Here is a 12,679-nt window from a genome sequence, read left to right on the forward strand (position 1 = left end):
CGTTCATGGCTGACATCGCTGGCGAGCGTCCCGATCCGGACGCGCTCTTGAAAACCCTGGACGCCGCCGAGCGGCAGGCGGTGCGCGGCAAGCTGCGCGTGTATTTCGGGTCGTCGGCCGGCGTGGGCAAGACCTACGCCATGCTGGCGGCGGCGCGCGCGCAGGCCGCACAGGGCACGGACGTGCTTGCCGGCATCGTCGAAACCCACGGCCGCCGCGAGACCGCGACGCTGCTCGATGGCCTGCCGGTCCTGCCGCTTCGGGACGTTGTCTACCGCGGCCACGTGCTCAAGGAATTCGACCTGGACGGCGCGTTGCGCCGCCGTCCGGCGCTGGTGCTGGTCGACGAACTGGCCCACTCCAACGCCCCCGGCTCGCGCCACGCCAAGCGGTGGCAGGACATCCAGGAGCTGCTCGCGGCCGGCATCGACGTCTGGACCACGCTGAACGTGCAGCACCTGGACAGCCTGAACGAAGCCGTGGGCAGCATCACCGGCGTGCGCGTCTGGGAAACGGTGCCCGACGACGTGTTCGACGCGGCCGACGAGGTCATGCTGGTCGACCTGTCGGCCGACGAACTGCTGCGCCGCTTGAAGGAAGGCAAGGTCTACCTGCCCGAACAGGCGCGGCACGCCTCCCGCAATTTCTTTCGCAAGGGCAATCTGATCGCGCTGCGCGAGCTGGCGCTGCGGCGCACGGCCGAGCACGTGGACGACGATGTGCAGGCCTACCGCCGCGATCGGGCCATCGAGTCCGTGTGGCGCACGCGCGAAGCCATCGTGGCCTGCATCGGGTCCGACGCCGACGCCGAATACGTCATCCGCAGCGCCCATCGCATGAGCCAGCAGCTCGATTGCGATCTGCATGTCGTCACCATCGACACGCCGCGCGCCGCGCCGCCCGCCGCCGCCGAAACCGAGCGCCTGCAGCACGGCCTGGCGCTCGCCGACGCACTGGGCGCGCGCACCGAGACGCTGGCCGGCGGCGACATGGTCGACGCCGTGGTGCGTTATGTCCGCCGCCACAACATCACCAAGGTGATCGTGGGCCGAACCCGCGCCGGCGGATGGCAGCGCCTGCGCCTGTCGCTGACGGCGATGCTGACCGCCGGCATGTCGCACGGTTGGCTGTGGCGGCGCCACAGCTTCGCCGACCAGCTCGCCGCCGGGTGCCCGGAGATCGACATCATCCGGCTGGGCGCGCCGCCCGTGCCCCAGCACGCGCCCGCCAAACGCGACCCGCTCACGCTGGGCCGCCGCGCGCGCGCAGCCGACGACGAACGCGCCGCCCGGCCACTGGCGGGGTACGTGTGGGCGCTGTGCTACTGCGCCGTGGCCACGGCGCTGTCCTCCCTCGTCTTCCCCGCGCTGCACCAGACCAACATCGTCATGCTGTTCCTGCTGGCGGTGGCCGCCGTGGCGCTGCGCCACGGACGCGGGCCGGCCGCGCTCGCGTCCGTCGTCAGCGTCGGGCTGTTCGACTTCTTCTTCGTGCAGCCCTTGTCTTCGTTCGCCGTGTCGGACGTGCAGTACCTGCTGACCTTCGGCGTGCTGCTTGGCGTGGGCTTGCTGATCGGCCAGCTTACCGCCGGCCTGCGCTTGCAGGCGCAGGCGTCGGTCAAGCGCGAGGCCGACGCGCGCAGCCTCTACGAATTCGCGCGCGAACTGTCCTCCGCCCTGCTGCCCGAACAGATCGTCGCGCTGGCCGGCTCGTTCGTGCACGCCACCTTTGGCGCGCGTTGCGCGCTTTACATCCTGGGCCTGGACGACCGCCTGAAACTGGCCATGCCCGCCGACAGCGACATGTCCCCGCCCGAATCGGCGCTGGCGCAGTGGGTGTACGACCACGGCCAGCCTGCGGGCGCCGGCACCGCCACCCTGTCCAACAGCGGGTTGCTGTACCTGCCGCTGAAGGCGCCGATGCGCACCCGCGGCGTGCTGGTGCTGGACGCGCCCCGCCGCAGCCTCTACGCCAATCCGGACACGCGCCGCCAGGTCGAGGCCTACGCCACCCTGATCGCCATTGCGCTCGAACGCCTGCACTATGTCGAGGTTGCGCAGCAGGCCGTGGTCAGCATGGAATCCGAAAAACTGCGCAACTCGCTGCTGGCCGCGGTTTCGCACGACCTGCGCACGCCGCTCACCAGCCTGGTAGGCACGACCGACACGCTGATGCGCGAGCGGCAGGCGCTGCCCGCTGGCGTGCAGGACACGGTGCGCGCCATGCGCGATCAGGCGCAGCGCATGCACGCGCTGGTGGTCAACCTGCTGGACATGGCGCGGCTGCAAAGCCGCGATACGCCGCTGCGCCTGGAATGGCAATCCATCGAAGAGCTGGTCGGCGCCGCGCTGGCGGCCATGCGCGAACCGCTGGCCGGCCGCGAGGTCCTGGTCGCGCCGCTGTCGGCGCTGCCGCTGGTGGAGTGCGACGGCGTGCTGATCGAACGCGTGCTGTGCAATCTGCTGGAGAACGCAGCCAAGTACACGCCCGCCGGCAGCACGCTGCGCATTCACGCCGTCGTGCACGAGGCCGAAACGCCGGGAGCCGAAGCGCAAGGGCGCGAAATGCGCGTGGCCATCGCCGACAACGGTCCCGGCGTGGCGCCCGGCGCCGAACGCCGCATCTTCGAAAAATTCACGCGTGGCGAGCGCGAGTCCGCCACGCCTGGCGTCGGCCTGGGACTGGCGGTGTGCGAAGCCATCGTCGCCGCCCACCACGGCCGCATCTGGGTCGAACACACGCCCGGCCAGGCCAGCGGCGCGCAATTCGTCTTCAGCCTGCCGCTGGGCGTCCCGCCCGAGATCCAACCCGAAACCGCCTGAGTACCCCCATGTTCGATTTCCAGCCCATAGTCCTCATCATCGAAGACGACGCCAACATCCGGCGGTTCGTGCGCCAGGCCCTGGAAAGCGAAGGCTGCGTGGTGCACGAAGCCGACACCGTCAAACGCGGGCTGATCGAGGCGGGCACCCGCCAGCCCGACGCGATCGTGCTGGACCTGGGCCTGCCCGACGAGGACGGCATGACGCTCATCCGCGAGCTGCGCGGCTGGACCGAAGTGCCGGTGCTGGTGCTGTCCGCGCGCAGCGCAGAAGCCGACAAGGTCGCGGCGCTGGACGCGGGCGCCGACGACTACCTTGCCAAGCCTTTCGGCGTCAGTGAACTGCTGGCGCGTTTGCGCGTGCTGCTGCGCAGGCATGGGCGGGGCGGCGCGGGCAATGCGGCCGAGATTGCGTTTGGCGACGTGCGCGTGGACTTCTCGCGGCGCGTGGTCGAACGCGCCGGCCAGCACGTGCACCTGACCGCGATGGAATACCGCCTGCTGGCGGCGCTGCTGGCCCATCGGGGCAAGGTCATGACCCACCGCGAACTGCTGCGGCAGGTATGGGGGCCGTCTCATGTCGAGAGCAATCACTACCTGCGGATCTACATGGGCCATCTGCGCCAGAAGCTCGAGGCCGATCCGGCGCAGCCCGTGTTCCTGATGACCGAGATCGGCGTGGGCTACCGCTTTGCGGGCTGAGCTTTCGCGCGCGCAGCCATTTTGACGCGCGCTTTACGCGCAGGGCGCGAGTCTTGTCTCGCGCTTTATGCCGGTCCTCCTATTGTTGCGGTCCGCTCAACACCAGGAGGCTTTCCCATGCCCCGCAACACCCTCGCCGCAGTGGCGCTGCTATCCCTCGTTCCCCTGGCGCAAGCCGCCGACGCCCCCGTCGCCGCCGATGCCGTGTCGCCGTATTCCCTGACGGCCAACGTCACGCTCGCCAGCCAGTACCGCTATCGCGGCCTCATGCAGACCAACAACCGGCCCGCCATCCAAGGCGGCTTCGACCTCGTGCACGCCAGCGGCTTTTACCTGGGCAACTGGAACTCCAGCATCAGCTGGCTGAACGACAGCAACAGCGACGTCTCCGCGCCTGTGGAAATGGACTTCTACGGCGGCTACAAGGGCAATCTGACGGACAATGTGCCCGTGGACCTGGGCGTGCTGCAGTATTACTACCCGGGCGACTATCCATCCGGCTACACCAGCCCCGACACCACCGAACTCTACGCCAGCATCGGATACGGCCCGGTGATGTTCAAGTATTCCCTTGCGCTGACCAACCTGTTCGGCTTTGCCGACAGCAAGTACAGCCAATACTTCGACCTGTCGGGCAACTTCGACACCGGCATCTGGGGCCTCGTCATCAACGCCCATGCGGGCCGCCAGATCGTGCGCAACGTCGACAACGGGTCCTACACTGACTGGAAGCTGGGCCTGACCAAGGACTTCGGCCAGGGCCTGTCCGTCTCGCTGGCCTATCTGGACACCAACGCCGACCGCGCCGTCTACACCAATACCCGGGGCCGCGACATGGGACGCGCCACCGGTCTTCTATCGGTGACCAAGACGTTCTGACCGGCGCCTGCCGTTGACGCGGTTTTTACGCGGCAGACGCGCATTTATCGGCAGGTTTTACGGCGCGATTTCTATAGTGGAATCGTCAACAACCCACCGGATACGCGGGACGCCCTCAACGGCCCCCGCCCTCAAACCGCCATGATTCCCCGACCGCGCCTTCGCCAGGTTCCGATAGCCGCCCCCGTTGCCGCCTCGCCCGCGCCGCAGCCGCAATGCCGCCTGATTGCGCTGACCGTGCGCATCGATACGCTGGACGCCCTGAACGTGCGGCTGGCCCTGCACCGCGCATTGGGCGACCGCATTAGCGTCTACCTGCTGTCGGTGGACCACGCGCACGCCCAAAGCACGCTGGAACTGCAATGCGAACGCGGCGAACTGGACGCCATGATGTCCGCGGTCATGCGCGGCCTGCCCAGCGCGGAGTTCGGGCCGGCGCGCCCGGCGACTGCCGTCACGGAGCGCTGAGCCATGCACCCGAGTCCCAAACCCATGTTCGAGGGCCTGTGGCTGCCAATGGTGACGCCCATGCGGGGCGGCCACGTGGATCTGGACGCCGCGCAGGCGTTGGCCCGCTATTACCGCAACGCCGGCATCGCCGGCCTGGTGCTCTTTGGCTCCACCGGCGAGGGCAACCTCTTGAGCATGCCGGAGAAGGTCCAGATGATCGAGGCCATCAACAGCGACTCGCACGCGCTGCCGCTGGTCCTGGGCGCGGGCGGCGTCGACACCCGGGGCGTGGCCACGGCGGTGCGCCGGCTGGACCGGTACGCGCCGGCCGGCTACCTGGTCCCGCCGCCGTATTACCTGGGTCCGTCGCAGGCCGGAATTCTGTGGCACTACCGGCAGATCGCGTGGGCGACAGAGCGTCCCATCATCCTGTACAACATCCCCAAGCGCGCGGGCGTCGCCATGACGGTCGAAACCATGGAGGCGCTGGCGGTGCTGCCCAACTTCGGCGCGGTGAAGGAATGCAATCCGGCCGTGCTGGCCGCCTTGAATGCGCGGGGCCGGCTGAATGCCCTGTGCGGCGAGGACCTGGCTTTGCTGGACCACTTTTTGGCGGGCGGACGCGGCGCCATTCCCGCGGCCGCGCACCTTTATCCGGAGCGCTTTGTCGCGCTGATGGCGCTGGCGCAGTCGGGCGACGCGCAGGCCGCTCGCGAATGCTTCGACCCTTTGCGCCCCCTGATCCGGCTACTGTTCAGCGAGCCCAATCCCGCGCCGGTCAAGCGCGCGCTGGCCATGCAGGGCCTCATCGCCGACGAGCTGCGCCTGCCCATGATGCCCGCCAGCCGCGAGCTGAGCGCGCGGCTGCGGCGCGCCCTGGACCTCATCCCGGCATCGGCTGACCGGTTGCAGACAGCTTGAAGATCGACACGGCGCGCGCCAGGTCGCCCGCCTGTCCGTGCAGCGTGGCGGCCGAGGCCGCGAACTCCTGCACCAGTGCGGCATTCTGCTGGGTGGCGCCGTCCAGATGCGTCACGGTCACGTTGATCTGCTCGATGCCCGCGCTTTGCTCGCCGGACGCCGTGGCGATTTCGCTCATCAGCGGCGCGCTGGTGGCCGCCGAGTCCAGCACGCTGCCCATGGTGGCGCTTGCCTGCTCCACGCGTTGGCTGCCGCGCGCCACGGATGCGGACGAGGCCTCGATCAGCGTCTTGATCTCTTTGGCGGCCGTGGCCGAGCGCTGGGCCAAGGCCCGGACTTCGCCTGCCACCACGGCAAAGCCGCGGCCCTGCTCTCCAGCGCGCGCGGCTTCGACGGCAGCGTTCAGCGCCAGGATATTGGTCTGGAACGCGATCTCGTCGATCAACCGGATGATCTCGTCGATGCGCTGCGAACTGTGCGAGATCTCGCGCATGGCATCGATGGCGTGCTGCGTCTCGTCGCTGCCCTGCCGGGCCAGGCGCGCGGCCTCGGCGGCCAACGCGCTGACCTCGCGCACGTGCTCGGCGCTTTGCCGGGCCGTGGCGGTGATCTCTTCCACGCTGGCCGCAGTCTGCTCCAAGGCGGCCGCCTGCTGTTCCGTGCGGTCCGACAGGTCCACGCTGCCCGCGGCGATCTGGCGCGAGGCGGCCGCAATGGACGCGGTGGAATGCACGATGGTGCGCACCGCCGCGTCCAGCCGCTGCTGCATCCGCGCCATTGCGCCGAACAGCCGGCCGATTTCGCCGCGATGATGGTGCGAGATGGCGCTGGACAGGTCCCCATTGGCCACCCGCTCGCACACGGCCACCGCCTCATCGAGCGGCCGCAGGATATGCGTGCTGAAAAAGCGCAGCGCCGCCGCCAGCACCAGGGCCAGCAACACCAGCGTCACGCTGCCCTGCCGCCATAGCGTGCCGTAGAACGCCGCGTCGACGTCGTCGACATACAGGCCCGTGAACATCAGCCAGCCCCATTCCGGGTCGTAGGCCGCGTAGGTCAGTTTGGGCAGCGGATCCTCGGCGCCCGGCCGCGGGAACAGGTAGCGCACGTAGCCGCCGCCCGCCTTGCCTTGCGCGTAAAGGTTCTCAAAGAGCGGCTGCCCGTCGCTGTCGCGCGTGGCGCGCACGTTCGTGCCAACCCGCTTCGCGTCGGGATGCACCAATAAATCAAAGTCGTCGCCAAACGCGCCCACATAACCATCTGCGCCGTACCGCATTGCCGACAGCTGGCGCGCCACGTCGCGCTTGGCTTCGGCCAGCGGCACGCCTTCCTGCACGCGCCGCTTACCCCCGCTGACGACGCCCGCAGCCATGTCGATCACGTGGCGAAGCTCCGTCTTGCGGTCCTCCATCATCTCGGCGCGCCGCTGCCAGGCGTCCCACACGCCCAGCGCCAGGACGGCGGCGCCAATGGCAAACACGAACCACAACAGTTCCCTGCGCAAGCTGGAATGACTCATCGACTCTCTTCTGCATGACCGCGACTCGAAACAAAAATCAGCGGATTGTGACTTTTTATGTAGACCGACCGACGAGCATACTATTTCAAACTTCGTTTGAATTCGATTTGACTAGTCACTTTGATCTAGCTCAATTTCCACAAAAAAAACGCAAGGCGACTCGCGCCTTGCGTTCTTCTTCAACCCGGCCGGCGGGACGATGCCCGCGTGCCCTAGCCCCCGGGCGGGGCGACGCGCTGCGGCCGCGGCGTCGTCAGGGCAATCAGCGCCACCATGATGAGCGCATAGGTGGGCACGCTGCGCATATTGCGGAACATCATCTCGGTCATGCTGAACGCGCAGTAGCTCAGGCAGAACAAGAGCCCCATCTGCGCGCCCACCCGGATGACCCGGTCGTCGCTGGCCAGGCGCCGGAAGAACACGCCCGCCGGCACCAGATACAGCGCCAGCATGCTCAACAGACCCAGCAGGCCGTATCCCGCCATGGCGGCCAGCAGGTCGTTGTGCGGCTCGCCAAATCCATCAACCACTTCCTGCGTCACGATGCCCTGCTTCTGCAGCTCGCGCAGCTCCTCGCGGAACCGGCTGGGGCCGATGCCCACGATCGGGCTCTTTTCGAACATCAGGAACGAGGCATGCCACAGCTGCAGCCGGATGCCGAACGACGTATCGCGGTTGGCCGACGTGGAAAAGCCCTGAACGTCGTGGGTGATCTGTTGCATGCGGCTGCTGAAGGTCCAGATGGCCGCCGCGCTGGCGACCAGCGCCACGCAGACAGCCAGCGCGCAATACACCTTGTGGCGCCGGCGCCAGTTGCGCAGCCCAAGCAGAAAGACCAGGCCCAGAATGGGCAACAGCATCCAGCTGCTCCGGGTCTCGGACAGCCAGGTCGCGACCACGGCCAGCGCCACGGCCACCAGCTTGACCGCCGTTTCCAGGCGCGGCCAGCGCGAGCCCGGCCCCCAGCCCAGCGACAGCAACGTCATGCCGCCCAGCAGCAGCACCATGTTGGCAAAGGCCACGGCGTTGTAGCGTCCGCCCACCTCGACCACCGCGCCGCGGCCGCCCGAGAGCATCGTCACGATCAAGAGGATGGACCCGGCCAGCGCACCGGCCAGGATGGTCCATTCGATATGGCGAAGCAGGCGTTGCGGCGCACGCAGCAGCAACCACAGGACGGGAAGCGCCAAGGCAAACCGAAGCAGTTTCTCAAGTTCGGAACTGCTCCACATGCCTTTCACGGCCGAGGTGATCAGCAGACAGGCCAGCGGCGAAAGCAGCGCCAGGGAAAGGGGCCAGAGCGCGCGGAAATCCATGGGCTCGTAGCGCTTGACGGCGTTCATGGTGATCGCGGTCAGGGCAATCAAGGCACTCAGATACAGAACGGCGGGGCCGCCCACGGGGCTGGTCAGCGCCAGGGCGGGCATCAGCAGCACCAGCCAGGCGGCCAGGGTTACATACAGTCGGGGCACAACAATCAACCTGAAAAGAACAAAGCACGCACGATGCGCGTCATGCCGGTGGTTAGAGAAAACCCGCCGGCCATGAAGGCGGGCGGGTTTGGCGAAAGAGCGGGAGCCGGGCCTTGCACGGCAGACAGCCTTGCGGGGGGCCCTTTTCGCGGCTTACATGTTTTCGATCATCACCTGGCCAAAGCCGGAGCACGACACCTGCGTCGCGCCTTCGAGCAGACGGGCAAAGTCGTACGTGACCTTCTTGGACTGGATCGACTTTTCCATGCTGGAGATGATCAGGTCCGCCGCTTCGGTCCAGCCCATGTGGCGCAGCATCATTTCGGCGGACAGGATTTCGGAACCGGGGTTCACGTAGTCCTTGCCGGCATACTTGGGCGCCGTGCCGTGGGTGGCCTCGAACATGGCCACGGAATCGGACATGTTGGCGCCCGGGGCGATGCCGATGCCGCCCACTTGCGCGGCCAGCGCGTCCGAAATGTAGTCGCCATTCAGGTTCAGGGTGGCGATGACATCGTATTCCGCGGGACGCAGCAGGATCTGCTGCAGGAACGCATCGGCAATCACGTCCTTGACGATGATCTCGCGGCCGGTCTTGGGATTCTTGAACTTGCACCACGGGCCGCCGTCGATCAGCTGCGCGCCGAACTCCTTCTGCAGGAGCTCGTAGCCCCAATCGCGGAAGCCGCCTTCGGTGAACTTCATGATGTTGCCCTTGTGCACCAGCGTCAGCGACGTACGGTCGTTGTCGATGACGTACTGGGCGGCCTTGCGGACCAGGCGCTCGGTGCCTTCACGCGACACCGGCTTGATGCCGATGGACGAGGTGTTCGGGAACCGGATCTTCTTGACGCCGAGCTTGGTCTGCAGGAACTGGATCAGTTCCTTGGCCTGCTCGCTTTCGGCCATGTATTCGATGCCGGCGTAGATGTCTTCCGAGTTCTCGCGGAAGATCACCATGTTGGTCTTTTCGGGCTCGCGCACCGGGGACGGCACGCCCTTGAAGTACGCCACGGGGCGCAGGCACACGTACAGGTCCAGCTGCTGGCGCAGGGCCACGTTCAGCGACCGGATGCCGCCGCCGACCGGGGTGGTCAGCGGGCCCTTGATGGAAACCACGTAGTCTTTGACGACTTCCAGGGTTTCGTCGGGCAGCCACACGTCCGGGCCGTAGACCTTGGTGGCCTTTTCGCCGGCGTAGACCTCCATCCAATGGATCTTGCGCTTGCCGCCATACGCCTTCTGCACTGCCGCGTCGACGACCTTGATCATGACGGGGGTGATGTCGGCGCCCGTGCCGTCGCCTTCGATGAAGGGGATGACGGGCTGGTCAGGCACATTCAGCGAGAAATCGGCGTTGACCGTGATTTTCTGGCCGCCGGCGGGAACCTTGATATGTTGGTAGGACATGAATGCTCCATTTGCTCCGGGTGGTTTTTCTGCACGCGCCAGGATCGGACAACGTCCGATTCCGCGGGTCATACCGCCTCCTGCGAACCGCACACCGGATGGCGGATAGCAGCCCATTCTATATCGCAAAGCGCCGGGCGAAACCTGAGCTGCATCGTGGGGCGGTAAAATAACGCGACTCCATCCTGCTTTTGGCCCCCTCCCGATGTTCAATCCCTCCCGCGACCAAGTTCGCGAATTCTTTATCGAAACCTGGCGCAAGCACCGCGCCAACGAGGTCCTGACCCCGCTGGAGGCGATCGCGCTGGACTGGATCATCGAGCACCCGGAATACCACGCAGACCTCGAAAGCCCCGAGGCCATGACGGCCGAATACGCGGTGGAAAAAGGCCGGACCAACCCGTTCCTGCACCTGTCCATGCACCTGGCGATCGCGGAACAACTGTCCATCGACCATCCGCCCGGCATCCGCCAAGCCTACCAGCAGCTGACGGCGCGCTCGGACGCGCACCACGCCGCCCACGAAATCATGGAATGCCTGGGCCAGGTCGTCTGGGAAGCGCAGCGCCTGGGCACGCCGCTGGACAGCGACACCTACATCGACCTGATCCGCCGCCGTGCCAGCCTCTGACCCAAACAAAAAAACCCTCGCTAGCGAGGGTTTTTTGCTTGCACACCCGCCGCAGCGGGCGCGTCTTAGCGCCGGACGCCCAGGTCGCTGGGCAGCGACGCCAGCCACGCCGACACATTGGAGATGTCCTGGTCGGACAGCTGCGTGGCAAAGGCGCCCATGATCGGGTTCTTGCGCACATTGGCCGTGGCCGCGCTGCCGGAGGCGCCGCGCTTGTAGGCCTTCAGGGCATGCACCAGGTAATCGGCGTGCTGCCCGGCCAGCGTCGGATAGGCGGGATCCACCGCCGTCTTGGCGTCGGCGCCGTGGCACGAGGCGCAGTTGAATTTGTCGAAGACGGCCTTGCCGGCCGCCAGGTCCTGCGCCTGGGCGGCTGCGCCCGAAATGGCCAGGGTCGCGCCCGCAAGGGCAAGCATGGTGCGGTTCATGGTGTTGCCCCCTTACTTGAGATTCGAGTAGTACGCGGCCAGGTCGGCGATATCCTGGTCGGTCAAGCTGCCGGCGACGGCATCCATCGTGGGATGGCTGCGCGCGCCTTTCTTGTACTCGTTGAGGGCCGTTTCGATGTACTTGGCGTTTTGGCCAGCAATCATCGGAACATGGTAAAGCTCGGGAAACGATGCCTTGTAGCCTGGGATGCCATGGCAACCGATGCACATCGAAACCTTGTCTCGGGCATTCTGGACATTACCGACCGGCGCTGCGTCTGCAGCAACAGCCTGGCCGGCGATCGCACAGGACGCCATCGTGGCCAACACGGAAACCGTGTACTTCAGAGAGGTTCGCAACTTCATTGGAATGACTCTTCTTGGTATGGCTAAGGACTAGGGCCTGCTCACACGAAAAGGCCCTCTGCAAACACGTTGCGGGTGGAACCCAAAGCAAAACCGCCTGATTGTACGATAATTGCTCAGGATTAATACCTTGCGTTAGTGTTGATCCCAATCAAACCACAGAAGCCATCAGATCATGCCCGCAGCCCAGACCGCCTCCTCCGCCAAGCCAGTCCGCTTCGATGGCACCGACAGCTACGTCGCCACCGACGATCTCAAGCTCGCCGTGAACGCCGCCCTCACCTTGCAGCGCCCGCTTCTCATCAAGGGCGAACCCGGCACCGGCAAGACGATGCTGGCCGAGGAAGTGGCCCGCGCGCTGGGACGGCCGCTGCTGCAATGGCACATCAAGTCCACCACCAAGGCGCACCAGGGCCTGTATGAATACGACGCCGTCTCGCGGCTGCGCGATTCGCAGCTGGGCGACGAGAAAGTCCGCGATATCCGCAACTACATCGTGCAGGGCACGCTGTGGCAGGCGTTCCAGTCGCACGAGCCGGTGGTGCTGCTGATCGACGAGATCGACAAGGCCGACATCGAATTCCCCAATGACCTGCTGCGCGAACTGGACCGCATGGAGTTCCATGTGTACGAGACGCGCGAGACCATCTCCGCGCGCCACCGTCCGCTCGTCATCATCACGTCCAACAACGAAAAGGACCTGCCCGACGCGTTCCTGCGCCGCTGCTTCTTTCACTACATCCGCTTTCCCGATCGCGACACGATGCGCGACATCGTGGCGGTCCACTATCCGGATCTGAAGCAGGACGTGCTGCGCGCCGCGCTGGACACGTTCTTCGCGCTGCGCGATGCGCCGGGCCTGAAGAAAAAGCCGTCCACGTCCGAACTGCTGGATTGGCTGCGCCTCTTGCTGGCCGAGGACGTCTCGGCCGCGCAGATCGACGCGCACACCGCCACCGCCGTGCCGCTGATGGCCGGCGCGCTGCTCAAGAACGAGCAGGACGTGCATCTTCTTGAACGCCTGGCGGCCATGACGCGCGGCGGCCAGCGCCGCTGATCCCGCATCCAAGGGCGGCACGC

At 66.5% G+C, this 12,679-nt stretch carries 12 protein-coding genes; 7 read left to right on the top strand and 5 right to left on the bottom strand.

The annotated features are described in order from the left end of the window. Window positions 1–5 precede the first annotated feature (5 nt). The 5 genes from FBY20_RS05675 (at window position 6) to FBY20_RS05695 (ending at window position 5,773) form a co-directional block, all read left to right on the top strand. Entirely contained in the window at window positions 6–2,822 is a 2,817-nt protein-coding gene (locus FBY20_RS05675; protein WP_142050632.1) for a sensor histidine kinase KdpD, read from the top strand. 8 nt (window positions 2,823–2,830) lie between these two features. Next, window positions 2,831–3,523 (top strand): two-component system response regulator KdpE, encoded by a 693-nt coding sequence (gene kdpE / locus FBY20_RS05680; protein ID WP_062840395.1) that lies wholly within the window; start codon window positions 2,831–2,833, stop codon window positions 3,521–3,523. Window positions 3,524–3,640: 117 nt separating this feature from the next. Continuing rightward, window positions 3,641–4,402, top strand: coding sequence for a TorF family putative porin (locus FBY20_RS05685; RefSeq protein ID WP_142050635.1), 762 nt, complete (start codon window positions 3,641–3,643; stop codon window positions 4,400–4,402). A gap of 141 nt (window positions 4,403–4,543) precedes the next feature. Continuing rightward, window positions 4,544–4,870: a hypothetical protein gene (locus FBY20_RS05690; RefSeq protein WP_255452249.1), complete on the top strand. Its 327-nt coding sequence runs from the start codon at window positions 4,544–4,546 to the stop codon at window positions 4,868–4,870. A gap of 3 nt (window positions 4,871–4,873) precedes the next feature. Continuing rightward, window positions 4,874–5,773 carry a 4-hydroxy-tetrahydrodipicolinate synthase gene (locus FBY20_RS05695; protein ID WP_142050638.1) on the top strand — a complete coding sequence of 300 codons (900 nt, stop codon included), beginning with the start codon at window positions 4,874–4,876 and terminating at the stop codon, window positions 5,771–5,773. On the opposite strand, the gene FBY20_RS05700 is transcribed toward FBY20_RS05695, so the two are convergent. The 3 genes from FBY20_RS05700 to icd all read right to left on the bottom strand — a co-directional run bounded on the left by FBY20_RS05700 (window position 5,736) and on the right by icd (window position 10,174). After that, the gene (locus tag FBY20_RS05700; protein ID WP_142050641.1) at window positions 5,736–7,292 is read right to left on the bottom strand and encodes a methyl-accepting chemotaxis protein; all 1,557 of its coding nucleotides are present in this window, start codon (window positions 7,290–7,292) and stop codon (window positions 5,736–5,738) included. The two genes, FBY20_RS05695 and FBY20_RS05700, sit on opposite strands and share 38 nt — an antisense overlap. A gap of 212 nt (window positions 7,293–7,504) precedes the next feature. After that, window positions 7,505–8,764, bottom strand: coding sequence for an O-antigen ligase (locus FBY20_RS05705; RefSeq protein WP_062840391.1), 1,260 nt, complete (start codon window positions 8,762–8,764; stop codon window positions 7,505–7,507). Window positions 8,765–8,917: 153 nt separating this feature from the next. Next, on the bottom strand, window positions 8,918–10,174 hold the full coding sequence (gene icd, locus FBY20_RS05710; protein WP_056321319.1) for an NADP-dependent isocitrate dehydrogenase: 1,257 nt from the start codon (window positions 10,172–10,174) through the stop codon (window positions 8,918–8,920). Between the two features lie 205 nt (window positions 10,175–10,379). Between icd and FBY20_RS05715 the strand changes: the two genes are divergently transcribed. Next, complete coding sequence (locus FBY20_RS05715) at window positions 10,380–10,805, top strand: DUF1841 family protein (protein WP_062840390.1); 426 nt, start codon at window positions 10,380–10,382, stop codon at window positions 10,803–10,805. Between the two features lie 65 nt (window positions 10,806–10,870). Here the strand turns inward: FBY20_RS05715 and FBY20_RS05720 are convergent, their stop codons facing one another. Together FBY20_RS05720 and FBY20_RS05725 are read right to left on the bottom strand one after the other, a co-directional pair. Continuing rightward, complete coding sequence (locus FBY20_RS05720) at window positions 10,871–11,233, bottom strand: cytochrome c (protein ID WP_062840389.1); 363 nt, start codon at window positions 11,231–11,233, stop codon at window positions 10,871–10,873. 12 nt (window positions 11,234–11,245) lie between these two features. After that, the gene (locus FBY20_RS05725; RefSeq protein ID WP_142050644.1) at window positions 11,246–11,599 is read right to left on the bottom strand and encodes a cytochrome c; all 354 of its coding nucleotides are present in this window, start codon (window positions 11,597–11,599) and stop codon (window positions 11,246–11,248) included. Between the two features lie 175 nt (window positions 11,600–11,774). Between FBY20_RS05725 and FBY20_RS05730 the strand changes: the two genes are divergently transcribed. After that, window positions 11,775–12,656, top strand: coding sequence for a MoxR family ATPase (locus FBY20_RS05730; RefSeq protein ID WP_062840388.1), 882 nt, complete (start codon window positions 11,775–11,777; stop codon window positions 12,654–12,656). Window positions 12,657–12,679 lie beyond the last annotated feature (23 nt).

It is taken from the genome of Achromobacter sp. SLBN-14, assembly GCF_006715415.1.
Lineage (GTDB): Bacteria > Pseudomonadota > Gammaproteobacteria > Burkholderiales > Burkholderiaceae_B > Achromobacter > Achromobacter mucicolens.

Coding starts and splice junctions, on each gene's coding strand:
- FBY20_RS05715 (WP_062840390.1), top strand. CDS start 10,380: ATGTTCAATCCCTCCCGCGACCAAGTTCGCGAATTCTTTATCGAAACC.
- FBY20_RS05685 (WP_142050635.1), top strand. CDS start 3,641: ATGCCCCGCAACACCCTCGCCGCAGTGGCGCTGCTATCCCTCGTTCCC.
- FBY20_RS05725 (WP_142050644.1), bottom strand. CDS start 11,599: ATGAAGTTGCGAACCTCTCTGAAGTACACGGTTTCCGTGTTGGCCACG.
- kdpE (WP_062840395.1), top strand. CDS start 2,831: ATGTTCGATTTCCAGCCCATAGTCCTCATCATCGAAGACGACGCCAAC.
- FBY20_RS05690 (WP_255452249.1), top strand. CDS start 4,544: ATGATTCCCCGACCGCGCCTTCGCCAGGTTCCGATAGCCGCCCCCGTT.
- FBY20_RS05695 (WP_142050638.1), top strand. CDS start 4,874: ATGCACCCGAGTCCCAAACCCATGTTCGAGGGCCTGTGGCTGCCAATG.
- FBY20_RS05730 (WP_062840388.1), top strand. CDS start 11,775: ATGCCCGCAGCCCAGACCGCCTCCTCCGCCAAGCCAGTCCGCTTCGAT.
- FBY20_RS05720 (WP_062840389.1), bottom strand. CDS start 11,233: ATGAACCGCACCATGCTTGCCCTTGCGGGCGCGACCCTGGCCATTTCG.
- icd (WP_056321319.1), bottom strand. CDS start 10,174: ATGTCCTACCAACATATCAAGGTTCCCGCCGGCGGCCAGAAAATCACG.
- FBY20_RS05675 (WP_142050632.1), top strand. CDS start 6: ATGGCTGACATCGCTGGCGAGCGTCCCGATCCGGACGCGCTCTTGAAA.
- FBY20_RS05700 (WP_142050641.1), bottom strand. CDS start 7,292: ATGAGTCATTCCAGCTTGCGCAGGGAACTGTTGTGGTTCGTGTTTGCC.